22 protein-coding genes are annotated in these 22,473 nt (G+C 70.2%); 12 read left to right on the top strand and 10 right to left on the bottom strand.

Going from position 1 to position 22,473, the window contains the following annotated elements; all coding sequences use genetic code 11:
- Positions 1–23: 23 nt before the first annotated feature.
- Both IF54_RS0124610 and IF54_RS0124605 read right to left on the bottom strand, forming a co-directional pair.
- Positions 24–797 carry an ECF subfamily RNA polymerase sigma factor, BldN family gene (locus IF54_RS0124610; protein WP_028809350.1) on the bottom strand — a complete coding sequence of 258 codons (774 nt, stop codon included), beginning with the start codon at positions 795–797 and terminating at the stop codon, positions 24–26.
- A gap of 315 nt (positions 798–1,112) precedes the next feature.
- The gene (locus tag IF54_RS0124605) at positions 1,113–2,015 is read right to left on the bottom strand and encodes an HAD family hydrolase (RefSeq protein ID WP_051135548.1); all 903 of its coding nucleotides are present in this window, start codon (positions 2,013–2,015) and stop codon (positions 1,113–1,115) included.
- Positions 2,016–2,109: 94 nt separating this feature from the next.
- Between IF54_RS0124605 and IF54_RS0124600 the strand changes: the two genes are divergently transcribed.
- The 7 genes from IF54_RS0124600 (at position 2,110) to IF54_RS0124570 (ending at position 9,770) form a co-directional block, all read left to right on the top strand.
- A complete protein-coding gene (locus IF54_RS0124600; protein ID WP_107047880.1) occupies positions 2,110–2,397 on the top strand; it encodes a glutaredoxin family protein in 288 nt (95 codons plus the stop codon).
- 235 nt (positions 2,398–2,632) lie between these two features.
- Complete coding sequence (locus tag IF54_RS0124595) at positions 2,633–3,439, top strand: redox-sensing transcriptional repressor Rex (protein WP_030322262.1); 807 nt, start codon at positions 2,633–2,635, stop codon at positions 3,437–3,439.
- Positions 3,436–5,166 (top strand): glutamyl-tRNA reductase, encoded by a 1,731-nt coding sequence (locus tag IF54_RS0124590; RefSeq protein ID WP_030322260.1) that lies wholly within the window; start codon positions 3,436–3,438, stop codon positions 5,164–5,166. Before IF54_RS0124595 ends, IF54_RS0124590 begins: the two co-directional genes overlap by 4 nt.
- Positions 5,163–6,122 carry a hydroxymethylbilane synthase gene (gene hemC, locus IF54_RS0124585; RefSeq protein WP_030322257.1) on the top strand — a complete coding sequence of 320 codons (960 nt, stop codon included), beginning with the start codon at positions 5,163–5,165 and terminating at the stop codon, positions 6,120–6,122. Before IF54_RS0124590 ends, hemC begins: the two co-directional genes overlap by 4 nt.
- Complete coding sequence (locus IF54_RS0124580) at positions 6,119–7,825, top strand: uroporphyrinogen-III synthase (RefSeq protein WP_037820484.1); 1,707 nt, start codon at positions 6,119–6,121, stop codon at positions 7,823–7,825. Before hemC ends, IF54_RS0124580 begins: the two co-directional genes overlap by 4 nt.
- A 300-nt stretch (positions 7,826–8,125) precedes the next feature.
- Positions 8,126–9,118 carry a porphobilinogen synthase gene (gene hemB / locus IF54_RS0124575; protein WP_030322254.1) on the top strand — a complete coding sequence of 331 codons (993 nt, stop codon included), beginning with the start codon at positions 8,126–8,128 and terminating at the stop codon, positions 9,116–9,118.
- Between the two features lie 295 nt (positions 9,119–9,413).
- Positions 9,414–9,770 carry a DUF805 domain-containing protein gene (locus IF54_RS0124570; RefSeq protein WP_030322253.1) on the top strand — a complete coding sequence of 119 codons (357 nt, stop codon included), beginning with the start codon at positions 9,414–9,416 and terminating at the stop codon, positions 9,768–9,770.
- Positions 9,771–9,799: 29 nt separating this feature from the next.
- On the opposite strand, the gene IF54_RS43050 is transcribed toward IF54_RS0124570, so the two are convergent.
- On the bottom strand, positions 9,800–9,976 hold the full coding sequence (locus IF54_RS43050) for a hypothetical protein (RefSeq protein WP_199821243.1): 177 nt from the start codon (positions 9,974–9,976) through the stop codon (positions 9,800–9,802).
- Between the two features lie 231 nt (positions 9,977–10,207).
- Here IF54_RS43050 and IF54_RS0124560 point away from each other — a divergent pair, with 231 nt between their 5' ends.
- Both IF54_RS0124560 and IF54_RS0124555 read left to right on the top strand, forming a co-directional pair.
- Positions 10,208–11,110, top strand: coding sequence for an SAM-dependent methyltransferase (locus tag IF54_RS0124560; protein WP_030322251.1), 903 nt, complete (start codon positions 10,208–10,210; stop codon positions 11,108–11,110).
- Between the two features lie 114 nt (positions 11,111–11,224).
- Positions 11,225–12,427: a PLP-dependent aminotransferase family protein gene (locus IF54_RS0124555; protein ID WP_030322249.1), complete on the top strand. Its 1,203-nt coding sequence runs from the start codon at positions 11,225–11,227 to the stop codon at positions 12,425–12,427.
- A gap of 48 nt (positions 12,428–12,475) precedes the next feature.
- Here the strand turns inward: IF54_RS0124555 and IF54_RS0124550 are convergent, their stop codons facing one another.
- Both IF54_RS0124550 and IF54_RS0124545 read right to left on the bottom strand, forming a co-directional pair.
- Entirely contained in the window at positions 12,476–13,072 is a 597-nt protein-coding gene (locus IF54_RS0124550; RefSeq protein WP_030322246.1) for an NADPH-dependent F420 reductase, read from the bottom strand.
- 56 nt (positions 13,073–13,128) lie between these two features.
- Complete coding sequence (locus IF54_RS0124545) at positions 13,129–13,962, bottom strand: inositol monophosphatase family protein (protein ID WP_030322244.1); 834 nt, start codon at positions 13,960–13,962, stop codon at positions 13,129–13,131.
- A 136-nt stretch (positions 13,963–14,098) separates the two neighbouring features.
- Here IF54_RS0124545 and IF54_RS0124540 point away from each other — a divergent pair, with 136 nt between their 5' ends.
- Positions 14,099–15,067 (top strand): LysR family transcriptional regulator, encoded by a 969-nt coding sequence (locus IF54_RS0124540; protein ID WP_030322241.1) that lies wholly within the window; start codon positions 14,099–14,101, stop codon positions 15,065–15,067.
- Here the strand turns inward: IF54_RS0124540 and IF54_RS0124535 are convergent.
- Genes IF54_RS0124535 through IF54_RS0124525 form a run of 3 tightly spaced genes read right to left on the bottom strand, consistent with a single transcriptional unit; the run spans position 15,037 to position 16,885 of the window.
- Complete coding sequence (locus tag IF54_RS0124535; RefSeq protein ID WP_030322239.1) at positions 15,037–15,843, bottom strand: DUF4253 domain-containing protein; 807 nt, start codon at positions 15,841–15,843, stop codon at positions 15,037–15,039. The two genes, IF54_RS0124540 and IF54_RS0124535, sit on opposite strands and share 31 nt — an antisense overlap.
- Before the next feature lie 44 nt (positions 15,844–15,887).
- On the bottom strand, positions 15,888–16,064 hold the full coding sequence (locus tag IF54_RS0124530) for a DUF397 domain-containing protein (RefSeq protein WP_030322236.1): 177 nt from the start codon (positions 16,062–16,064) through the stop codon (positions 15,888–15,890).
- Entirely contained in the window at positions 16,061–16,885 is an 825-nt protein-coding gene (locus tag IF54_RS0124525; RefSeq protein WP_030322234.1) for a helix-turn-helix domain-containing protein, read from the bottom strand. Before IF54_RS0124525 ends, IF54_RS0124530 begins: the two co-directional genes overlap by 4 nt.
- 113 nt (positions 16,886–16,998) lie before the next feature.
- Here IF54_RS0124525 and IF54_RS0124520 point away from each other — a divergent pair, with 113 nt between their 5' ends.
- On the top strand, positions 16,999–17,430 hold the full coding sequence (locus IF54_RS0124520) for an ATP-binding protein (RefSeq protein WP_030322233.1): 432 nt from the start codon (positions 16,999–17,001) through the stop codon (positions 17,428–17,430).
- Here the strand turns inward: IF54_RS0124520 and argS are convergent.
- A complete protein-coding gene (argS, locus tag IF54_RS0124515; RefSeq protein ID WP_030322232.1) occupies positions 17,408–19,171 on the bottom strand; it encodes an arginine--tRNA ligase in 1,764 nt (587 codons plus the stop codon). The two genes, IF54_RS0124520 and argS, sit on opposite strands and share 23 nt — an antisense overlap.
- Positions 19,172–19,304: 133 nt before the next feature.
- Between argS and lysS the strand changes: the two genes are divergently transcribed.
- The gene (lysS, locus tag IF54_RS0124510) at positions 19,305–21,044 is read left to right on the top strand and encodes a lysine--tRNA ligase (RefSeq protein ID WP_030322231.1); all 1,740 of its coding nucleotides are present in this window, start codon (positions 19,305–19,307) and stop codon (positions 21,042–21,044) included.
- An 80-nt stretch (positions 21,045–21,124) separates the two neighbouring features.
- On the opposite strand, the gene IF54_RS0124505 is transcribed toward lysS, so the two are convergent.
- Positions 21,125–22,393 carry a DUF2637 domain-containing protein gene (locus IF54_RS0124505; RefSeq protein WP_199821242.1) on the bottom strand — a complete coding sequence of 423 codons (1,269 nt, stop codon included), beginning with the start codon at positions 22,391–22,393 and terminating at the stop codon, positions 21,125–21,127.
- Positions 22,394–22,473: the final 80 nt, after the last annotated feature.

The raw sequence follows: 22,473 nt of genomic DNA, 5'->3' as shown, positions 1-22,473 counted from the left end.
GGGGTGTGCGCGGGCGGCCGCTCTCAGCGGGCGTCGTCCGGGAGGAGCCGGGCCAGGGTGCGGACGGCCCGGTACTGGAGGGTCTTGATGGCGCCCTCGTTCTTGCCCATGACGCGGGCGGTCTCGGCGACTGAGAGGCCCTGGAGGAAACGGAGGGTCACGCACTCCTGCTGCTGCGGGTTGAGCCGTCGTACGGCGTCGAGCAGCGCGGCATTGGAGAGGGACTCCAGGACGGAGTCCTCCGGAGAGCGCTCCACCTCGTTGGCGTCGAGCATCTCGCCGGTGGTGACCTCGAGCCGGAAGCGGCTCGACTTGAAGTGGTCGGCGACGAGGTTGCGCGCGATGGTGACGAGCCATGCGCCGAAGTCGCGGCCCTGCCAGGTGAAGGTGCCGATCCTGCGGAGCGCCCGCAGGAACGTCTCGCTCGTCAGGTCCTCGGCGGTGGCCTTACCTCCCACCCGGTAATAGATGTACCGGTACACCGTGTCGCTGTACTGGTCGTACAGGCGGCCGAAGGCGTCGGCCTCGCCGGCCTGGGCGCGTTCGACCAGGTCCATCATGCGGGCGCTGTCGCTGTCCGCGGCCGGACGGCGGGCCGTTGCGGCACCGGTCGAACGCCCTCGTCTGCCGACGGCCGCGGAACCTTCGGCCAGTGCGTAGCACGGGCCGATCGGTGCCGTGGCTACGGCGAGGGCGGGGACGGCGTACGCGGTGGGGACGAAGCCGCGCAACAGGTCTTGGACCGTTGCGCGCAGCGTAGCCAGGCCCGAGGCGTCAACCCCGACGTGTGGGTACACGGGACTCCCAGAGGCAGAGCTTCCATCACGTGCAGTGCGGGACCGTTCACCCGTCGTAGCGACGGAAGGGGTACCGGATTGCGTCTGAGGAGAATAACGCTTAGTGCAGGCCCTGCTACACCCAGTTGCTCTATTCATCGATTACGTCGCTTCTGTAACCGATTGATGCCCCATCAAGTACCGCACAGTGACCGTTTGTTGATCGAAAGCGGTCACGTTCCGTCAGGGAAGGGGGCGTGTTGTGGCCGTGTGCAGCCAATGCCGCTGGACACGGCGTTACGCCGGTAAAACCCGTGGATCGGTGTGTTTGCCCGGCTAGCGGCGGCGCTTGTGCAGAGCGATCGCCGCCGCCGTGCCTCCGGCCACCGCGCCCACTCCGGCCGCCGCGGGGATGCCGACCTTCGCGGCCTTGCGGCCGGTCCGGTAGTCACGCAGCCGCCAGTCCAGTTGACGGGCGTGCTTGCGCAGCTTGGAGTCCGGGTTGATGGCGTAGGGGTGGCCGACCAGGGAGAGCATCGGGATGTCGTTGTGGCTGTCGCTGTAGGCGGCGCAGCGGGACAGGTCCAGGCCCTCCGCGGCGGACAGGGCGCGCACCGCCTCCGCCTTCGCGGGGCCGTGCAGCGGCTCACCGACCAGCTTGCCGGTGTAGACGCCGTCCACCGACTCCGCGACCGTGCCCAACGCGCCGGTGAGGCCGAGGCGTCGTGCGATCACCTGGGCGATCTCCACCGGTGCCGCGGTGACCAGCCACACCTTCTGACCGGCGTCCAAGTGGGCCTGCGCGAGGGCGCGGGTGCCCGGCCAGATGCGCTCGGCCATGTACTCGTCGTAGATCTCCTCGCCGATCGACTGGAGCTCGGCGACGCGGTGGCCCTTGACGATGGACAGGGCGGAGTCGCGGGCCTCCTGCATGTGCTCGGGGTCCTCGGAGCCGGCCAGCCGGAACCAGGCCTGCTGCCAGGCGAAGCGGGCGAGGTCGCGCGTCTCGAAGAACTTCCGCTTGTACAGGCCGCGCCCGAAGTGGAAGAGGGACGCACCTTGCATGACGGTGTTGTCCAGGTCGAAGAAGGCGGCTGCCTTGTCGTCGCCGAGGACCGGGAACGCGGGTTCCTCGGCGGGCACCGACTTGCGCGCGGCCTCCGCCGAGGCCTCGCCTGCCAACACGCTCCGCGCCGTGGCGGAGCGCCTACGGGGAGTGAGCCATCCGAGAGCGGCCATGGCGTGAGCATAGCCAGTTTGTTCGGGGGTTCCGGAGTCGTGAGGTTTGGAGGGTGTGAACTCTCCGAGACTCGGCCGTTAATCAGGCGGGAGAATGGCCCGCATGAGTCCCATCTTCCGCCGCAAGCAGGGCCGGGCCCCCGAGGACCGGCTCGTCACCCTGATCCGCAAGCCGGGCTGCCATCTGTGTGATGACGCACAGTCGGTGATCGAGAAGGTGTGTGGGGATCTCGGGGTTCCCTGGGAGTACAAGGACATCGACCAGGACCCTCAACTCCACGACCAGTACTGGGAACAGATCCCTGTCGTGCTCGTCGACGGCGAGCAGCACACGTTCTGGCGGGTGGACGAGAACCGCCTCCGCAAGGCCCTGACCGACTAGTCCAACTGGTCCCCTTGGTCGCTTAGGATCGATGGCGATGTGGTCCCGGGGGCGAGATTGATGAGGGAAGTGTGCGGTTTTGCCTCCGAGAGAGACGCGCGTGACCCCGGTCACGTTGGCCGGGCAAATCGGACACCATCTTTGTGCACGCGTTCACAAAGACATAGCCTGCATTCGACGGGGCGGTCCGGGGACGCATGACCGCCCACAGCCCCGCTCTACCCGCAGGAGCACCGTGGCAACTGGCCGAACTCACCGACCGGCGACCCGTAGCCGAGGGATTCCCGAGGCCACCGTCGCCAGGCTTCCGCTGTACCTCCGCGCGCTGACCGCACTGTCGGAGCGCTCGGTACCCACGGTCTCCTCCGAGGAACTGGCCGCGGCCGCGGGGGTCAACTCCGCGAAGCTGCGCAAGGATTTCTCTTACCTGGGTTCTTACGGAACGCGCGGTGTCGGCTACGACGTCGAGTATCTCGTCTACCAGATCTCCCGCGAACTCGGCCTGACCCAGGACTGGCCGGTTGTGATCGTCGGCATCGGCAACCTCGGCGCCGCGCTCGCCAACTACGGCGGCTTCGCCTCCCGTGGGTTCCGGGTCGCCGCGCTGATCGACGCCGATCCGGCAATGGCCGGAAAGCCCGTCGCGGGCATCCCGGTGCAGCACTCGGACGACCTGGAAAAGATCATCGAGGACAACGGCGTGTCGATCGGTGTCATCGCGACGCCCGCCGGTGCCGCCCAGCCCGTCTGCGACCGGCTCGTGGCCGCCGGGGTCACCTCCATCCTGAACTTCGCGCCGACCGTGCTGTCCGTGCCGGACGGCGTGGACGTGCGCAAGGTCGACCTCTCCATCGAGTTGCAGATCCTCGCCTTCCACGAGCAGCGGAAGGCCGGCGAGGAGGCCGCGGGGTCGTCCGACGGAGCGGGTCCGGTCGCCGCGGCGGGCCGCGGTGCGTCCGCGTCCTCTGCCCCCGCTTCCGCTTCCGCCTCCGCATCCGACCAAGGGCCTGACGGGGACGTACCCGCCGTGATGCCGGCATGAGTCTCCTCGTCGTCGGACTGAGCCACCGCAGTGCACCGGTCAGCGTGCTCGAGCGGGCGGCACTGCATGTCGATGCGCAGGTGAAGTTGCTCCAGGACACGGTCGCCGCGGAGCCGGCCACCGAGGCCGCGGTGCTCGCCACCTGCAACCGGATCGAGCTGTACGCCGACGTGGACAAGTTCCACGCGGGTGTGGCCGAGCTGTCCACGCTGCTCGCCCAGCACAGCGGGGTGGGGCTCGACGAGCTCACTCCCTATCTGTACGTGCACTACGAGGACCGGGCGGTCCACCACCTGTTCTCCGTGGCCTGCGGGCTCGACTCCATGGTCGTCGGGGAGGGGCAGATCCTCGGGCAGATAAAGGACTCCCTGGCCCGGGCGCAGGAGCTGCACACCGCCGGGCGACTGCTGAACGATCTCTTCCAGCAGGCCCTGCGGGTCGGCAAGCGGGCGCACTCCGAGACCGGGATCGACCGGGCCGGGCAGTCGCTGGTCACGTTCGGGCTGGAGCAGCTTGCCTCCGGCACGGTTGTGCAGGACTGGGCTCTCGGTAAGAAGGCGCTGGTCATCGGGGCCGGGTCGATGTCCTCGCTGGCCGCGGCGACGCTTGCGCGGGCGGGGGTTTCCGAGGTCGTGATCGCCAACCGTACGGCTGAGCGGGCTGAGCGGCTGGCGGAGATCCTCAACGACTCCGGTGACTCGGACGTGGTTGCCCGTGCGGTACCGATGGATTCGGTGCCGGACGAGCTGACACGTGCCGATGTCGTGGTGTCTTGTACGGGCGCCACTGGGCTGGTGCTCACGGCTGAGGCTGTTGCTTCGGCTGTGCCCGGTGCTGGGGCTGAGCGGGGGTGGGTCGCCCAGCTCGGCGCTGACGAGGTGCCGCCCCGCTTTGGGTCGGGAGCCGCCCCAGCGGCACGACTGCCCGCAGGCTCTGCGGCTGAAGAGAACTGCCCCCTTGACCTGGCCCCCCTTCAGGCCACCCCTGGGTTCTCCGTGCTCGGTGAGGCCGCCGTCGCCGGGATGGCTGCTTCCGAGTTGGAGCAGCATGCCGCCTGGGTGGACAACGCGCCGCGGCCGCAGGGGGCCGTCGCTCTCGTCGATCCGCTCGCGGAGGCCGACGCCATCGCCGCGCTCGCCGCCACCGCCGCCGTCATCGGGCGGGTGCCCGAGCGGCGCAAGCCGGAGCCCGTCGCCGAGATCCCGCGGCCCGCTCCCTCGCTCTTCCTGCTCGACCTCGCCATGCCCCGGGACATCGACGCCGCCGTGCACCGGCTGGCCGGCGTGCGGCTCGTCGACATCGAGTCGCTGGCCGAGGCCTCGGCCGACGCTCCCATGGCGGCCGACGTCGACCAGGTCCGCCGTATTGTCGCCGACGAGGTCGCCGCGTTCGGGGCCGCGCTGCGGGCCGCGCACATCACGCCGACCGTGGTCGCGCTGCGGACCATGGCCGCCGATGTCGTCGCCGGTGAGATCGCGCGGCTCGACGGGAGGCTGCCCGGCCTCGACGACAAGCAGCGCAGCGAGATCACGCAGACCGTGCGGCGCGTCGTCGACAAGCTGCTGCACGCGCCGACCGTACGGGTCAAGCAGCTCGCGGCCGAACCCGGTGGTGCCGGGTACGCGGACGCGCTGCGAACCCTGTTCGACCTCGACCCCGAGACGGTGGCCGCCGTCTCCCGCGCCGAGGACAGCACCACCGATGAGGAAGGCCGAGGGTCGGCATGAGTACCAAGGCGCTACGGCTCGGGACCAGGCGGAGCAAACTCGCCATGGCCCAGTCCGGGCAGGTCGCCAAGGCCGTGAGCCAGGTGACCGGGCGGCCCGTCGAGCTCGTCGAGATCACCACGTACGGCGATGTGTCCAGGGAGGCGCTCGCGCAGATCGGCGGCACGGGTGTGTTCGTGACCGCGCTGCGCGAAGCCCTGCTCAAGGGCGAGGTCGACCTCGCGGTGCACTCGCTGAAGGACCTGCCGACCGGGCAGCCGGACGAGCTGGCGCTGGCCGCCGTACCGCCGCGCGAGGACCCGCGGGACGTCATCGTCGCCCGGGACGAGCTGAAGCTCACCGACCTGCCCCGAGGTGCGCGCATCGGCACCGGCTCGCCCCGGCGCATGGCACAGCTGAACGCGTACGCCCGCGCGCACGGGCTTGATATCGAGACGGTTGCGATCCGGGGGAACATCGACACCCGGGTGCGGTTCGTGAGCGATGGTGAGCTTGATGCGGTGGTGCTCGCCGCGGCGGGCTTGCAGCGCATCGGCCGTATCGACGAAGTGACCGATTTCCTCTCGGTCGACACAGTTTTGCCCGCTCCCGGCCAGGGAGCACTCGCGATCGAGTGCACCGCGGACAACGCGGACCTGATCGCAGCGCTCGGCGAGCTCGACGACCCGTTCACGCGGGTCGCCGTGACCGCCGAACGGTCACTGCTCGCCGCCCTGGAGGCCGGCTGCTCCGCCCCTGTGGGCGCGCTGGCCGACCTTCTGGCCGACGGGCAGATTGTCAAGGAAATGCGCCTGCGGGGCGTCGTCGGCACGACCGACGGCTCTCGCATGGTGCAGTTGTCCACCACCGGTCCCGTGCCCGAGACGTACGACCAAGCAATGGCGCTCGGCCGTGAACTCGCGGCCGGCATGCTTGCCGAGGGCGCGGCCGGTCTGATGGGGGAGCGAGCACAGTGAGCCCCACCACCCTTCCCGCCGGTCCTGAACACGGGCACGTCACCTTCCTCGGTGCCGGACCCGGAGATCCGGGACTGCTGACTCTGCGCGCCGTGGAGGCGCTCACGAACGCGGACGTCCTCGTCGCCGGGCACGAAGTGCTCGACGTCGTGCGCGCCCACGCTCGGCCGGGCGTCGCCGTCGTGAACACGGACACGGAGTCGCCTTCGGCTCCGGTACCGGGCACGGGCGCGCCCCAACTGACAGTTGTTGACAGCACGTCAACAACCGCCCCTGCCCCCGCTGTACGGGATGCGGCACATCTTGTCATGGAGGCCGCGCGGGGCGGCAGGCGGGTCGTACGTGCGGTGTCCGGGGACCCCGGACTCGACGCGTACGCCGCCGAGGAGATGCTGGCCTGCGCCCGCGCGGGCGTGCCGTTCGAGGTCGTGCCCGGTGTCGCCGCGGCCGTCGGCGTGCCCGCGTACGCCGGTGTGCCGCTGCGGGACGCGCACGGCGCGGACGTGCGGTTCGTCGACGCGCGCACGGCCTCCGACCGGTGCTGGACGGAGGTGGGGGCGTCCGACGGGACCGTGGTCGTGTCGACCTCCCTGGACTCCGTCGGCGCCGCCGCCGGTGAGCTGGTCGCGGCCGGGCGCAAGCCCGACACCCCGATGACGGTCACCGTCGCTGGTACGACGACCCGGCAGCGGACCTGGACGGCGACCCTGGGCACCATCGCCCAGACGCTCAAGCAGGCCAAGGTGCTGCCCTCGCCCGAGGGCGGGCGGCCGGTGATAGCCGTGGTCGGTGAGCGGTCCGCCGCGGCTCAGCGTGAGCAGTTGTCGTGGTTCGAGTCCAAGCCGCTGTTCGGGTGGCGGGTGCTCGTGCCGCGTACGAAGGAGCAGGCGGCCTCGCTCTCCGACCAGCTGCGGTCCTACGGGGCCGTGCCGCACGAGGTGCCGACGATCGCCGTCGAGCCGCCGAGAACGCCGCAGCAGATGGAGCGGGCGGTCAAGGGGCTCGTCACCGGGCGCTACGAGTGGATCGCGTTCACCTCGGTCAACGCGGTCAAGGCGGTGCGGGAGAAGTTCGAGGAGTACGGGCTCGATGCCCGGGCCTTCGCGGGGATCAAGGTCGCCGCGGTGGGGGAGCAGACGGCGAAGGCGTTGATCGCGTTCGGTGTGAAGCCCGATCTCGTGCCGAGCGGTGAGCAGTCGGCCGCGGGGCTTCTCGAGGACTGGCCGCCGTACGACCCTGTTTTCGACCCGATCGACCGGGTCTTCCTGCCGCGGGCCGACATCGCCACGGAGACGCTGGTCGCCGGGCTCATCGAGCTCGGGTGGGAGGTCGACGACGTCACCGCGTACCGGACCGTGCGGGCGTCGCCGCCGCCGGCGGAGACGCGGGAGGCGATCAAGGGCGGTGGCTTCGACGCGGTGCTGTTCACGTCGTCGTCCACGGTGCGGAACCTGGTGGGGATCGCCGGGAAGCCGCACAACGTGACCGTGATCGCGTGTATCGGCCCTGCGACGGCGAAGACGGCGGAGGAGCACGGGCTGCGGGTCGATGTGATGGCTCCTGAGCCGTCCGTGCACCGACTGGCCGAGGCGCTTGCGGACTTCGGGCTGAAGCGGCGGGCGGCGGCGGTGGAGGCGGGCGATCCGGTGACGCGGCCGAGTGAGCGGAGGCCGGGGGCGCGGCGGAGGCGGTCGACCACCTGAGGTTGTCTGTCCGGGTGCGGGTGCGGGTGCGGGTGCGGGTGCGGGTGCGTGGGGGCGGGCGTTTTTTGCGCAGTTCCCCGCGCCCCTGAGATGCCTGCGGCGGCCCGCGCGGCCCCGGTGGGCGGACGGTCCCGTCGTGGCGCAGGTGGACTGCAACTCCTCAGGGGCGCGGGGAACTGCGCGACCAGCCACAATGCACCCGCACCCGCGCCCGATCGGCTACCTGACCTGGCACCCGCCTTGGGCGCGCCCGACGGCACGTCGGTAAAGGGGCCCCCGGGGCGGGCGTAGCCTCGGGGTATGACGATGTACGGATCCTTTCCCGGTGCCCGGCCCCGGCGGCTGCGGACCAACCCCGTCATGCGGCGCATGGTCGCCGAGACCCGGCTGGACCCCGCCGACTTCATCCTTCCGGCGTTCGTGCGGGAGGGCGTCAGCGAGCCCGTGCCGATCGCGGCCATGCCCGGGGTCGTGCAGCACACCCGGGACAGTCTGAGGAAGGCCGCCGTCGAGGCCGTGGCCGCCGGGGTCTCCGGGATCATGCTGTTCGGGGTGCCCGAGGAGGAGAAGAAGGACGCCCTCGGAACGCCCGGGACCGACCCTGACGGGATTCTCCAGGTCGCCATCCGGGACGTGCGGGCCGAGGTCGGTGACGAACTGCTCGTGATGTCCGACCTGTGCCTCGACGAGACGACCGATCACGGGCACTGCGGGGTGCTGGACGCCGAGGGCCGGGTCGACAACGACGCCACCCTCGAGCGGTATGCCGAGATGGCTCAGGTGCAGGCCGACGCGGGCGCCCACGTGGTCGGGCCCAGCGGGATGATGGACGGTCAGATCGGCGTCGTTCGGGACGCCCTTGACCAGATCGGGCGGGAGGACGTGGCCATCCTCGCGTACACGGCCAAGTACGCCTCCGCCTTCTACGGGCCGTTCCGGGAGGCCGTCGGGTCCTCGTTGAAGGGCGACCGCAAGACCTATCAGCAGGATCCCGCGAACGCGCGCGAGTCGCTGCGGGAGCTCGCCCTCGATCTGGAGGAGGGCGCCGACATGGTGATGGTCAAGCCGGCCGGGCCCTATCTCGACATCCTCGCGCGGGTCGCGGACACCGTGGACGTGCCGGTGGCCGCGTACCAGATCTCGGGTGAGTACTCGATGATCGAGGCCGCCGCCGAGAAGGGCTGGATCGACCGGGACCGGGCGATCCTGGAGGCGCTGACCGGAATCAAGCGGGCCGGGGCGCGGAACATCCTCACCTACTGGGCGACCGAAGTGGCTCAGAAGCTCCGCTGACAGGGGCGTTGATACGGCGTGTCACGGCAACGTTTCGAACTCGGTCCGGATACGGGCCGGGTTCGTTCAGGCCAACGTCCGGACAACGCCGTTCTGTTCGGTAGGTGATCTTCGTATGATCTGTCCCGAATCGGGCTTCTGGCGGGGTGGATTTGTCAGGGTGTGACAGGTGCCTGTCTTGATGGACTGCTTACATCAGTCGAATTGACGAGTTCTCGACATCCTCCATATCTTCTGCGCCTGGCCTGATCCATTCGGAACGGTTCCGAACGTCGATCTCTGGGGGGACACCACCATGAACTACTTCCTCGATGTGCTGAAGAAGTACGCCGTGTTCAGCGGCCGCGCGCGCCGCAAGGAATACTGGATGTACATGCTGTTCGTCGCGATCATCTACGTCGTGCTGCTGGTCATCGGCATCGCCGCCAAGGTGACCTGGCTCCCGATCATCTTCTACGTCGCGATCCTGCTGCCCAGCCTGGGTGTCACGATTCGCCGTCTGCACGACACGGGCCGCAGCGGCTGGTGGATCCTCTTCGGCCTCGTCCCGCTCGTCGGTGGCATCACCCTGTTCGTCTTCTCCGTGCTCGACAGCGAGCCGGGTGACAACAAGTACGGCCCGAACCCGAAGCTGGCCCCGGCGCACGTGTGATGCCGTAACTCCGCTTCGAGGCCGCCCGGTCAGTGCCGGGCGGCCTTCGCGTTTTCCGCGGGGGCGACGGCGGCCGGCCCGGCCTTGGCCGGGCCCTCGTCGCGCACGCCCTGGCCGTCGTTGCAGCCCGAGAGGGTGAGGAGGGCGAGGAGGGTCAGCGGAACCATGGCGGTGCGGGTGCGGTGGCTGTGGGGTCCGGTGGGCATGGGATCAGGTTGCGGGGCGGGTGCGGTGTGCGCCAGACCCGGTGGGGGATTCGGGACGGGGAGCTCGGTGGAGCCCCGCTGACCTGCGGGGATGTCGTGTCCCGAGCCGCCCTCGTGGGATGCGGGACGGGGCATGTCGGGCATCGGGCACCATCAAGTCGCCCTGGGAGTTAGGTTCTTGACCATCGCGGTGGTTGTCCGTTGAAGGACCTACTCAAAGGGGAGACGTCCATGTCCGGTGACGCGCTGAGCCAGGATCCGGCCGAGATGGCCAGGCGGATCGACACCACCAAGGCGCACTCGGCCCGCGTCTACGACGTGTTCCTCGGCGGCAAGGACAACTACCCCGTCGACCGTGCGGCGGCCGCCGCCGCGCTGGCCGCCAACCCGCGCGGGTACCTAGATGTGCGCCACAACCGCGACTTCATGCGCCGGGCCGTGAGCCGGCTGGCCGGGCGGGACGGGATCCGGCAGTTCCTGGACGTCGGCACCGGGCTGCCCACCGCCGAGAACGTCCACCAGATCGCCCAGCGCATCCTGCCCGAGACCCGGGTCGTATACGTCGACAACGACCCGGTGGTGCTGGCCCACGCGCGGGCCCTGCTCACCAGCGGGCCCGAGGGGCGTACCGACTACATCGACGCCGACTTCAAGAACCCCGCGCAGATCCTCGAACAGGCCGCCAAGACCCTCGACTTCGACCAGCCGATCGCGCTGTGCCTGGTCGCGATCCTGCACTTCGTCGAGGACGAGCAGGCCCACCCGATCGTGCGGGAGCTGGTGGAGGCACTGCCGGCGGGGAGCCGGATCATTCTCAGTCATCTCACCGACGAGATGCATCCCGAGCCCATGCGGGCTGTGCAGCGGACGTACACCGAGCGGGGGTTCACCTTCGTGTTCCGGTCCAAGCCGGAGGTGGAGCGGTTCTTCACCGAGGTGCCGGGGGTGCGCCTGGACGAGCCGGGGGTCGTGCCCGTGCACCGGTGGCACCCCGGTCCGGCGCCCGTGCCGCCCGCCATCGAGCCCGAGGACTTCGAAGCACTCGACGACATCGAGAAGATCCGCTACCGCGACATCAACGACGTCACGGACGCCGACATCAACGTCTACGGGGCCACCGGCACCAAGGCCTAGCGAGCGTGGTGCGGGTGGCGGCGTCCGTATCACGGAAAGGTGCTTGTAGACGGCACTCAGTTCCCTAGGCTGCGCTGCACCCTGTCGTCGCATTCCGCAGCCCAAGGAGCCGTCATGACGGTGCCCACGTTCGCTTCCGTGCCGCCGCTCGCCGCCCGGGCCCGGGCGGTCGGTGGGTCGCCCGTACGGGACATCCTCGCCGTCACCGCCCGCCCCGAGGTGATCAACTTCGCGGGCGGGCTCCCGGCGCCCGAGCTGTTCGACGCGGCGGGGATCGCCGAGGCCTACCGCGCGGTGCTGGAGGAGATGCCCGCACGGGCGCTCCAGTACTCCACCACCGAGGGCGAGCCCGTGCTGCGGGCGGCCCTCGCCGAGCGGATGTCGGTGCGCGGGCTCGCCACCGGCGCCGACGACGTCCTCGTCACCACCGGCTCCCAGCAGGCGCTCTCCCTCCTCGCCACCGCCCTGATCGAGCCGGGCGACACGGTCCTCGTCGAGAGCCCCTGCTATCTCGCCGCCCTCCAGACCTTCGGGTTCGCGGGCGCCCGGGTGGTCGCCGTGCCGGGCGACGAGGAGGGGCCCGACCCCGCGGCCCTGGAGGAACTCGTGCTGCGGGAGCGGCCCAAGCTGCTCTACACCGTGCCCACCTTCCAGAACCCGACCGGCCGGACCATGTCCGCCGCACGCCGGGCCGCCGTGGCGTCCGTGGCCGCGCGGTGCGGGCTGTGGATCGTCGAGGACGACCCCTACGGCGAACTCCGCTTCGAGGGCGAGCGGGTGCCGTGGATCGCCGCTCACGAGGAGGCCCGTGACCGGGTCGTGCTGCTCGGCTCCTTCTCCAAGGTGATGGCGCCCGGACTGCGGCTCGGCTGGCTGCGCGCGCCCGGCGAGCTGCGCCGGGCCTGCGCGGTCGCCAAGCAGGCCGCCGACCTGCACACCCCCACCGTCAACCAGCTGGCCGCGGCCCGCTATCTGGCCGACCGGGACCTGGACGCCCATGTGCGGCGCGTCGCGGGCGTCTACGGCGAGCGCCGGGACGCCATGCTGGCGGGGCTCGGCGAGGCCCTGCCGCCGGGATCGACCTGGACCCGGCCCGAGGGCGGCATGTTCCTCTGGGCGCGCCTCCCGTCGTCGTACGACACCACCGCGCTGCTGCCGCAGGTCGTGACCCGGGATGTGGCCTACGTTCCGGGGGCGCCCTTCTACGCCGGCGAGCCCGACCGCTCGACCCTGCGGCTGTGCTTCGTGACGCAGACGCCGGAGGAGATCGGGGAGGGGCTGCGGCGGCTCGGGGCCGGGTTGCGGGGCGGGGCGTAGGGCTCGGCTGCCCTGGTGGACAGTGCTTCTGTCCTGGTCGGCGGTGCTTCAGCGGGTGATCGAGACGGCGAACGGCGTGAACCCGCCGGACCGGATCACGTGCGGTACGAACAGGATCGCGGCCTCGGCGGCCCGTGCGGTGCCGATGCCGCCGAGGTCCGTGATCCACTCCTCGTGCCAGCCGAGGTCGGCGAGGAGCCCGCGTACGACCTGCTTGGCCTCCGGGTCCTCGCCGGAGAGGAAGGCGGTCGGTGCCTGGGTGAGCGCGCCGGGCGCGGTCATCACCGTGTAGAGCATGGTGTTGAGCGTCTTGACGACCTGGGTGCCCGGGAGCGCTTCCTGAAGGTGCTCGGCGAGGCTCGAGCCGGGGTAAATCAGCTCGGCCGGCAGCCCGTCCGGTCCGTCGACGGTGGCGTTGGAGACGTCCACGAGGATCCTGCCCCGCAGTTCCTCGCGCAGCGCGACGAGCCGTTCCAGCGAGCCGGCGCCCGGGGTGGCGTTGACGACGATCCGCGCTGTCCGTACGGCGTCGGCGGCGGAGCCCGGTGAGCGGTCCGCCACGGTCACCTCGTGCCCGGCCGTGGTGAGGGCCAGGGCGAGGCTGCCGCCGACGCGGCCGTTTCCGAGCACGGCGATGGTGGTCATGGTGGTGGGGTTCCTTTCGGCGTTGTGTTCGTGGTTCTCGTGCGTTCTCGTGGGAGTCAGCGGGAGAGCGTGGTGACGGCTTCGGTGTGGATGCCGGGTGCCGCGGCCAGGAAGCTCGCGCTCTGCGGGGTCCAGGGGCGGCCCTCGGCGTCCGATATCCGCCCGCCGGCCTCGGTGACGAGCAGTGCCCCGGGAAGCAGGTCCGCGCGGGCCCCGGCGAACTGCCAGAAGGCGTCGATGCGGCCCGCGGCCATGTTCAGCAGGTGCAGGGTGGCGGGCACGGAGGTCCGCACCACGAGCGCGTCGAAGAGCATCGCGGTGATCGAGGCGCCGACGCGCCGCACGACGTCCTCGTCCTCGTCCGGCCTGGCCTGGCTGGTGGCCACGAGGCTCAGGCCGAGGTCCGTGGTCGGGGACACGTGCAGCGGGCGGCCGTCGAGGTGGGCGCCCGCGCCGACGCGTGCGGTGTAGGTCTCACCGGTCAACGGCAGGTGAACCGCGGTGAGCACCGGCTGGTTGTCGCGGACGAGCGTGGCGGTCACCGCCCACTCCGGCAGGGCGTGCAGGTGGTTGACGTTTCCCTCGGCCGGATCCAGGACCCACCATTCGCCGGGGGGCAGCGCCCCGCCCGCGAGCTCGTCCTCCACCAGGCGGGCGTTCGGGCGCAGTTGGGTGAGGCGGGGGCGCAGGACGTCGAGGGCCGCGTCATCGTTGGCGGCGAGCGCGTCCATCAGCTCTTCGCGGGTCCGGTAGCGGACCACGTCGCCGAACCGCTCCCGCAGTACCGCACCGGCCTCCCGCACGGCGATCGCGGTCTGTGCGAGCAGGTCGGCGTCGGACATGGGGCCGGGGGTCGCGGCGATTCCGGTGGTCCGCGTCGATTCGGGCATGGCGGTGCTCCCGTCTGAGGAGGGGGTGAGGAGGCGGACCAGGTGAAACCGCGTTCGGTTCCGTGCCCGCATCTCGAAGGTAGGAGCGCCGTTGATTAACTGCAAGTGCATGTAAAGCACGGCTAGCATGACTCTCATGCAACTGGATCTGAACCTGCTCGCCGCACTCGACGCGCTCCTGGAGGAAGGCAGCGTGGCCGGAGCCGCCGAGCGCCTGCACGTCACCGCCCCCGCGATGAGCCGAAGCCTCGGCCGGATCCGCCGCACGACAGGGGATCAGATCCTGGTGCGCACCGGGCGCACGATGACCCCGACGCCGTACGCGATCGCCGTCCGGGGACAGGTGCACGAGCTGCTGCGGCAGGTTCAGGACGTGCTGGCACCGAGCCGCGAACTCGACCTCGCCTCCCTCGAACGCACCTTCACACTCCGCTGGCACGACTCACTCGTCGCCATCGGCGGCCCCGCGCTGCTCGCGGCCGTACGGGAGCAGGCGCCGGGCGTGCGTCTGCGGTTCATCGCGGAATCGAGCGTCGACACCCCCGAGCTGCGGCGCGGCGAGATCGACCTGGAGGCGAACGCGAACCGCCCGACCGCACCCGACATCCGCGCCGAACAGGTCGCCGAGACCCGGCACGTCATCGCCGTGCGGCGCGGGCACCCGCTCACCCGGGTCACGACGGTCACCGCCGCGCGGTACGCCGAGGCCGAGCACATCACCGTCTCGCGGCGCGGAAGGCTCGGCAACGTCCTCGACGACGCTCTCGCGCGGCTCGGCCTCACCCGGCGGGTGGTGGCGTCCGCGCCCACCGACGGGGCCGCGTTCGAGTTCGTGCGCGGCTCGGACCTTCTCGTCACCGCCCCCGAGGCGACGACGCGTTCAGCGGCCGCGGTGCTCGGGCTGAGCCTGCTCCCCCTGCCGTTCGAACTGCCGCCGGCCGCGGTGTACCTGTCCTGGCATCAGCGCTACGACACCGACCCCGCACACGTCTGGCTGCGCGGTCTGGCGCGGACCGCGCTGGCGCCGCCCGAGGTCGGCCCCGAGGCCGATCCCGGGGGCGATCCCGAGGTCGGTCAGTCCCACCAGAAGGACCAGGTCCGCTGACCTAGCACCGCGTGCTCGGCGTACTCGCGCAAGGTGCGGTAGCTGCCCTGGTGGATGTTGTCCGGGCAGAACGCGAAGTGTTCGGCGGCGACGGCCTCCGCGTCCTCCTGGGTGCTGGGCGGAGCGGCGACCGAGACCTCCAGCCGGTCGAAGTCCAGCGCGATGACGCGTATGCCGAAGCGGTCCTCCCAGGAACGCAGCACCGCGCACAGCCGCGCCACGTCGTTCTCGTGGTTCAGCGGGCCCGTCCAGCCGATCGCCGCCGGGATGTCCGCGCTGCGGCGCGCCGGGACCAGGGCCAGACGCGGTTCCTTGAACCACGAGCCCTCGTCCAGGATCGCGTCCGCGGTCTCGGCGGCCCGTCGGTCGGGGTCCGCGGGGAGAGAGGAGGGTGCCTCGGCGAGACCCGGCCAGGACCCCTCGCCGTCGTCGAGTTCGTCCTCGGCGTACGCCTCCCAGAAGTCCGCCAGGACCTCCTCCGGGTCGTGGTCCCCGGGGTACGACATCCTCCCGGGCATCAACTCCCACTCCTCGGGCCCGCCCTGGCCGCCACCGACCTCTATCAGCACCGGCAGCAGACCCACGCGCGCGGCCCGGCCGCCCAGCGCGGTCCACGCCCCGGACGACGCCGCGTACTCGGCGTGCCACAGCAACGGCTCGTGCCACGGACCGTCCTCGGTCTCGTCGATCAGCCTCCCCAGAGGGAGTCCGAGTCCGAGCGAACGACCGCTCGGGTCTGCCGCGAGTCCGGGCAGCGGGTTGGGAAGAGTCGCCATGCCAGTGACTGTAGGGGGAGCCACTGACAACGGGGTGCGGGGCGTTACTTGAGGGCGGTGGTGAAGGTGGTCCAGGTGGTGGGGGAGACCTGGAGAGTGTTTCCTTCCGGGTGCTTGGAGTCGCGGATGTGGATGACGTCCGGAGCGGTGGCAACCTCGACGCACTGGCCGCCCTCGCTGCTGCTGTAGGTCGACTTGACCCACTGAAGTGCCGTGCTCATCGCTCTCCTAGCAGACGGTCCAACAGGCGTCTGGAGTCCTCAATGGTGAGGGCCTGAGTCCGCAGCATCGCATATTTGCGCGCCAGGATGGACACCTCGTCCGCGTCGGAAACCCACTGGCTGCCGCGTTGGGACTCGGTGTACGCGAGGTGCTGATGGTCGGGAGTCTCCAGGAGCGTGAAGGGCCCGGCATCGCCCGCGTGCGAGTGGCGGTCCAGCGGCAGGATCTGCAAGGACAGGCAAGGGAGTTCGGAGCACTCGCGCAAGAAGCGCAGCTGGTCCAGATGCGTCTCGCGACCGCCTGTGGGCATGAGGAGTGCGGGCTCCCAGACGACGAAGCTCAGCGTGGGTGGGACCCTGCGCTCAAGGATCTCCCGTCGGCCGACCCGCGCGGCGACCTTGGTCTCCAGTTCGTCGGAGTCGTAGGCCGGGACCCGTCCGCTCAGCAACGCGCGTGCGTACGGCTCGGTTTGCAGGAGCCCCGGCACGACCAGGGCGTCGTACCAGGACAGGGCGATGGCCTCCCGCTCATGCTCCACGTACAGCTCCGCCCACATCGGGAACTGGTCGATGTCCGGCAAGTTGGCCACCCCCGCCGCCAACATCCCCTTCGTCTCCAGGACTTCGTCCAGCAGCGCGGCCAGGTCCGGTTTCAGTGTCCTTCTGCCCTGCTCGATCGACGCGATCGTCTCCTCGTCCACACGGACCAGGCCGGCGAGGGCGATCTGGGTGTGGCCCGCGGCCCGACGCGCGGTGCCGAGTTGCTTGCCCAGCATCTTCAGGGACGTGAGGTTCTTCGGTCGCGGCTTCCTGACGCTCATGAGATGGTCCATCCCCCTTGGCACGCGTACGTCACCGGGTAAGAGCCCGTACAAAAAATCTGTACGGCTTCACCGAGTGATCCACGGTAGTCACTCTCCGCAACTATCGTCCCGTGAACGAGACGACCCGACTACCGCCCCTGCGTGAGCGGTTCTTCCGCCGTGAACGCCGATCCGCCCAGGCCGCACGCCGGTTCGCGGCCGAGACCCTGGCCGGCTGGGGCCTCGCCGAGACGCCGAGAACCGACGACGTGCTGCTCTGCGTGAGCGAACTCGTCACCAACGCGCTGCTGCACGGCGTACCGCCAGGACGCCAGCTGCGGCTGTTCCTGCGTCACGAGGGGCACGCCCTCGTCGTCGAGGTGCACGACAGCGGCCCCGGTGTCCCTCGGGTCGTGTACGACGGCGACGAGGGCGGCCGGGGCCTGCTGCTGGTGTCCGCACTGAGCGACAAGTGGGGAGTGCGGGAACGGGAGTTGGGCAAGGCCGTGTGGTGCGAGTTCGGCCTGCCCTGGACCGGGGTCAGAGACGCTCGGGCGTCCTGATGCCCAGGAGGGACATGCCCTGGTGGAGGGTGCGGGCCGTCAGGTCGCAGAGGAACAGGCGGTTCTCCACGATGTCCTGGGCCGGGCGGGGCTTGATCACCGGGCACTGGTCGTAGAACGTCGTGAACAGGGACGCCAGTTGGTACACGTACGCAGCGACCTTGTGGGGGGCGTACTCCGCCGTCGCCTCGAAGACCATGGCACCGAAGGCGTCCAGGTGAAGGGCCAACGCCCGCTCCGCCGGAGCCAGTTCGAGCTCGGGGTGCGGTGCAGGGGAGGCGTCTTCGGCCTTGCGCAGGATCGACTTGATACGGGCGTAGGCGTACTGGAGGTAGACCGACGTGTCACCGTTCAGCGAGACCATCTGGTCCAGGTCGAACTTGTAGTCGCGGTTCGGAGACGTCGACAGGTCCGCGTACTTCACGGCGCCGATCCCGACGTGCCGCCCGTTCTCGACGATCTCCTCCTCGGTCAGGCCCACCTTCTCGGCCTTCTCGCGGACGACCGCGGTGGCCCGCTCGACCGCCTCGTCCAAAAGATCCTCCAGCTTCACCGTCTCGCCCTCGCGGGTCTTGAACGGCTTGCCGTCCGCGCCCAGGACCGTGCCGTAGCCCATGTTGTGCGCGGTGACCTCGTCGGTCAGCCAGCCGGCGCGGCGGGCCGCCTCGAAGACCATCTTGAAGTGCAGGGACTGCCGGACGTCGACCACGTACAGAAGCGAGGTCGCGTGCAGGTCGGTGACCCGGTTCCGGATCGCCGTCAGGTCGCTCGCCGCGTAGCCGAAGCCGCCGTCCGCCTTCTGCACGATCAGCGGGACCGGCTGGTCGTCCTTGCCGCGGATGTCGTCGAAGAAGACGACGAGCGCGCCCTCGGAGCGCTCCGCGACACCCATCTCCTCCAGGAGGCGGGCGGTCTCCGGCATGCCCTCGTTGTACGCCGACTCGCCGACGATCTCCTCGTCCCGGATCTCCATGTCCAGCTTCTCGAAGACCGAGTAGAAGTAGACCTTCGACTCGTCCACGAACTGCTGCCAGAGCTCCAGGGTCTCCTTGTCGCCGGACTGGAGCGCGACGACCCTCTTCCGGGCCCGCTCCTTGAACTCCTCGTCGGAGTCGAAGACCACGCGCGACGCCTTGTAGACCCGGTTCAGGTTCGACATGGCCTGCTCGCCGTCGACCTCGGCGGCGGGGGCCAGCTCGCCCGGGTTCTCGATCAGGTACTGGATGAGCATGCCGAACTGGGTGCCCCAGTCGCCGATGTGGTGCCGGCCGATCGTCTGCTCGCCGGTGAAGTCGAGCATGCCGCGCAGGGCGTCGCCGATCACCGCGGAACGCAGGTGACCGACGTGCATCTCCTTCGCCACGTTCGGCTGGGCGTAGTCGATCACCGTGATGCCGGGCCGGTCCTTGAGCGGTACGCCGAGACGGTCGCCGTCCTCGTAGCGGGCGGCGAGGTTCTCGGTGATCGCCCGGTCGGTGAGCGTGATGTTGAGGAAGCCGGGGCCGGAGACCTCGATGTCCTTGATCACGTCACCGGCGACCACCTGCGACACGACCTGCGTCGCCAGCTCCCGGGGGTTCGCCTTGGCCTTCTTGGCGAGCGCGAGGACGCCGTTCGCCTGGAAGTCCGCCCGGTCGCTGCGTCGGAGCAGGGGCTCCGCGGAGGCCTCCGGCAGGGTGGCGGAGATCGCGGAGGTGAGCTGCTGGTTGACGGCGTCGCTGAGGGACGTGACCGGGGCCATGGGAGTGGGTGCCGTTCTCCTCGGGGGATCAGATAGACACCGTCAGTATCCCATGGGGGGTAAAGCGGTTTTCTCCGGCGCGGGGCCGTCTGGGAGAATGGAGCCTCCATCAACGCCATCATTAAAAGAGGACGTGCCGATCGTGGGTCAGAGCGCTGAGACCACCGACTGGGTCTCCCGTTTCGCGGATGAGGTCATCGAGGAGTCGGAGCGTCGGGCCCCGGGCAAACCGGTCGTCGTCGCGTCCGGGCTGTCCCCCTCCGGGCCCATCCACCTCGGGAACCTCCGCGAGGTCATGACCCCGCACCTCGTCGCCGACGAGATCCGGCGCCGGGGCCACCAGGTGCGCCACCTCATCTCCTGGGACGACTACGACCGGTACCGCAAGGTGCCCGCCGGCGTCCCCGGTGTCGACGAGAGCTGGGCCGAGCACATCGGCAAGCCCCTGACCTCCGTGCCCGCGCCCGCGGGGTCCGCCCACCCGAACTGGGCCGAGCACTTCAAGGCCGCCATGGTCGACGCCCTCGCCGAGCTCGGTGTCGAGTTCGACGGGATCAGCCAGACCGCGCAGTACACCTCCGGCGTCTACCGCGAGCAGATCCTGCACGCCATGGCCCACCGCGGGGACATCGACGCGATCCTCGACCAGTACCGGACCAAGAAGGCCCCCGCCAAGAAGCAGCAGAAGGCTGTCGACGAGGCCGAGCTGGAGGCCGCCGAGGGGTCCGGCGCGGCCGCCGAGGACGACGGGTCCTCCGGCTCCGCCGGGTACTTCCCGTACAAGCCCTACTGCGGCAACTGCGAGAAGGACCTCACCACGGTCACCTCCTACGACGACGCCACGACCGAACTGTCGTACACCTGCAACGCCTGCGGTTTCTCCGAGACCGTCCGCCTCAACGAGTTCAACCGCGGCAAGCTGGTCTGGAAGGTCGACTGGCCGATGCGGTGGGCGTACGAAGGTGTCGTCTTCGAGCCCAGCGGGGTCGACCACTCCTCTCCCGGGTCCTCCTTCCAGGTCGGCGGCCAGATCGTCGGCATCTTCGGCGGGAAGCAGCCCATCGGGCCCATGTACGCGTTCGTCGGCATCTCCGGCATGGCCAAGATGTCGTCGTCCCGCGGTGGCGTGCCCACGCCGGGGGACGCGCTGAAGATCATGGAGCCGCAGCTCCTGCGCTGGCTCTACGCCCGCCGCCGGCCCAACCAGTCCTTCAAGATCGCCTTCGACCAGGAGATCCAGCGGCTCTACGACGAGTGGGACAAGCTGGACGCCAAGGTCGCCGACGGCTCCGCGCTGCCGGGCGACGTCGCCGCCCACTCGCGTGCGGTGGGGACGGCCGCGGGCGAGCTGCCGCGCACGGCGCGTGTGCTGCCGTACCGGACGCTGGCCTCCGTCGCCGACATCACCGCCGGGCACGAGGACCAGGCGCTGCGGATCCTCAGCGAGCTGGACCCCGACAACCCGCTCTCGGCGCTGGACGAGGCGCGGCCCCGGTACGACAAGGCCGAGGCCTGGATCAACACGCAGGTGCCCGCCGACCAGCGGACCATCGTGCGGGACGAACCCGACGCCGAGCTGCTGAAGTCCCTCGACGAGGCGTCCCAGCATTCGCTGCGGCTGCTCCTCGACGGGCTGGCCTCGCACTGGTCCCTCGACGGGCTGACCCACCTGGTGTACGGGGTGCCGAAGGTGCAGGCCGGGTTCTCCGCGGACGCCACGCCCAAGGAACTGCCGGCCGAGATCAAGACGGCCCAGCGGACCTTCTTCGCCCTGCTCTACCAGCTGCTCGTGTCGCGTGACACCGGGCCGCGGCTGCCGACGCTGCTGCTCGCGGTCGGGCAGGAGCGGGTGCGGGCGCTGCTCGGGGAGTAGGCGGCACGGAAAGGGGGCCCTCCGGTGTGGAGGGCCCCCTTCTCGTTTCTCGTCGCCTTGTGGCCTCACGGCCTGGTGGCTCAGGCGATGTGGTCTTCCTGGAGCTCCGCCGTGTGGCGGTTCGTGAAACGGTTGACCATGCGCTCGGCGTCGCGCTGCGAGAGGACCACGCCGTACGTCGCCTCCACGTCACCCCTGAGCTGGCCGGGGGAGGGGTAGCTGCCGTCTATCGACTTCTTGAAGACCTGGTAGAAGTCCTCCTCGGTCGGTTCCGGGGTGCCGCCGCCCTCGCCGAGTTCGCGGGTGCGGCCGTTGGACACCGGAATGGGGAAGCTGCCCGTCTCCTCCATCGAGGGTTCGACCGCGGGCTCCCTGGGCGGCTCCTCGTACTGGATCTGCTGGAGCTCGTACTGCTCGGCCTCCAGCTGCTCCTCGTACCAGCGGTTGTACTGCTCTGCCGGGTCGTAGTCGGGGTTGTAGCCGCCCTGGTACTCGACCTGCTTGGGAGTCTCGAACCAGGGGCTCTGGTCGGGCTCGGGCTCGGGCTCGGGTTCCGGAGCCACCTGCGGTGGGACGGGAGCCGCCACGGCGGGACGACTGTCCGCAGCTGCGGCGACAGGGGCGGCCGAGGGCAGTTGCGCCTGCGTCGGCGCCGGGGGCAGCAGGACCGGCTCGATCCCCGCCGCCGCCAGGCCCGCCGGGCCCGTCTCCGCGAGCGGGACGCCGTAGCGCGCCAGCCTCAGCGGCATCAGGCTCTCCACCGGGGCCTTCCGACGCCACGCCCGGCCGAAGCGGGAGTGGAGACGGGCCCGGTAGACGAGACGTTCCTGCTCCAGCTTGATGACCTGCTCGTAGGAGCGCAGCTCCCACAGCTTCATCCGGCGCCAGAGAAGGAACGTGGGGATCGGGGAGAGGAGCCAGCGGGTGAGGCGGACCCCCTCCATGTGCTTGTCCGCCGTGATGTCGGCGATCCGGCCGATCGCGTGCCGGGCCGCCTCCACCGCCACCACGAACAGCACCGGGATCACCGCGTGCATGCCCACGCCGAGCGGATCCGGCCAGGCCGCCGCGCCGTTGAAGGCGATCGTGGCGGCCGTCAGGAGCCAGGCCGTCTGACGCAGGAGGGGGAAGGGGATGCGGATCCACGTCAGAAGCAGATCCAGGGCCAGCAGGACACAGATACCCGCGTCGATGCCGATCGGGAAGACGTAACTGAAGTTCCCGAAGCCCTTCTTGATGGCGAGCTCACGGACGGCCGCGTACGACCCCGCGAAGCCGATGCCGGCGATGATCACGGCGCCGAACACGACCACGCCTATGAGCACGCGGTGCATTCGAGTCAGCTGCATGGGCGCGGCCACCCGTACTCCCCTCCCTGTGCGTGTTGTTGCGCGCAACAGAGTGGCACATATGTGCTGCGCACGGGTGG

It is taken from the genome of Streptomyces sp. NRRL B-3229 (assembly GCF_000719505.1).
GTDB classification, from domain to species: domain Bacteria; phylum Actinomycetota; class Actinomycetes; order Streptomycetales; family Streptomycetaceae; genus Streptomyces; species Streptomyces griseorubiginosus.
The sequence above is the reverse complement of the archived record's forward strand: the minus strand, read 5'-3'. Positions and strand labels throughout refer to the sequence as shown.

What these genes read in the sequence shown, in the direction of transcription:
- IF54_RS0124605 (WP_051135548.1), bottom strand. Translation starts at nt 2,015, where the DNA reads ATGGCCGCTCTCGGATGGCTCACTCCCCGTAGGCGCTCCGCCACGGCG.
- IF54_RS0124600 (WP_107047880.1), top strand. Translation starts at nt 2,110, where the DNA reads ATGGCCCGCATGAGTCCCATCTTCCGCCGCAAGCAGGGCCGGGCCCCC.
- IF54_RS0124590 (WP_030322260.1), top strand. Translation starts at nt 3,436, where the DNA reads ATGAGTCTCCTCGTCGTCGGACTGAGCCACCGCAGTGCACCGGTCAGC.
- hemC (WP_030322257.1), top strand. Translation starts at nt 5,163, where the DNA reads ATGAGTACCAAGGCGCTACGGCTCGGGACCAGGCGGAGCAAACTCGCC.
- hemB (WP_030322254.1), top strand. Translation starts at nt 8,126, where the DNA reads ATGACGATGTACGGATCCTTTCCCGGTGCCCGGCCCCGGCGGCTGCGG.
- IF54_RS0124570 (WP_030322253.1), top strand. Translation starts at nt 9,414, where the DNA reads ATGAACTACTTCCTCGATGTGCTGAAGAAGTACGCCGTGTTCAGCGGC.
- IF54_RS43050 (WP_199821243.1), bottom strand. Translation starts at nt 9,976, where the DNA reads ATGCCCACCGGACCCCACAGCCACCGCACCCGCACCGCCATGGTTCCG.
- IF54_RS0124560 (WP_030322251.1), top strand. Translation starts at nt 10,208, where the DNA reads ATGTCCGGTGACGCGCTGAGCCAGGATCCGGCCGAGATGGCCAGGCGG.
- IF54_RS0124555 (WP_030322249.1), top strand. Translation starts at nt 11,225, where the DNA reads ATGACGGTGCCCACGTTCGCTTCCGTGCCGCCGCTCGCCGCCCGGGCC.
- IF54_RS0124550 (WP_030322246.1), bottom strand. Translation starts at nt 13,072, where the DNA reads ATGACCACCATCGCCGTGCTCGGAAACGGCCGCGTCGGCGGCAGCCTC.
- IF54_RS0124545 (WP_030322244.1), bottom strand. Translation starts at nt 13,962, where the DNA reads ATGCCCGAATCGACGCGGACCACCGGAATCGCCGCGACCCCCGGCCCC.
- IF54_RS0124540 (WP_030322241.1), top strand. Translation starts at nt 14,099, where the DNA reads ATGCAACTGGATCTGAACCTGCTCGCCGCACTCGACGCGCTCCTGGAG.
- IF54_RS0124535 (WP_030322239.1), bottom strand. Translation starts at nt 15,843, where the DNA reads ATGGCGACTCTTCCCAACCCGCTGCCCGGACTCGCGGCAGACCCGAGC.
- IF54_RS0124530 (WP_030322236.1), bottom strand. Translation starts at nt 16,064, where the DNA reads ATGAGCACGGCACTTCAGTGGGTCAAGTCGACCTACAGCAGCAGCGAG.
- IF54_RS0124525 (WP_030322234.1), bottom strand. Translation starts at nt 16,885, where the DNA reads ATGAGCGTCAGGAAGCCGCGACCGAAGAACCTCACGTCCCTGAAGATG.
- argS (WP_030322232.1), bottom strand. Translation starts at nt 19,171, where the DNA reads ATGGCCCCGGTCACGTCCCTCAGCGACGCCGTCAACCAGCAGCTCACC.
- IF54_RS0124505 (WP_199821242.1), bottom strand. Translation starts at nt 22,393, where the DNA reads ATGCAGCTGACTCGAATGCACCGCGTGCTCATAGGCGTGGTCGTGTTC.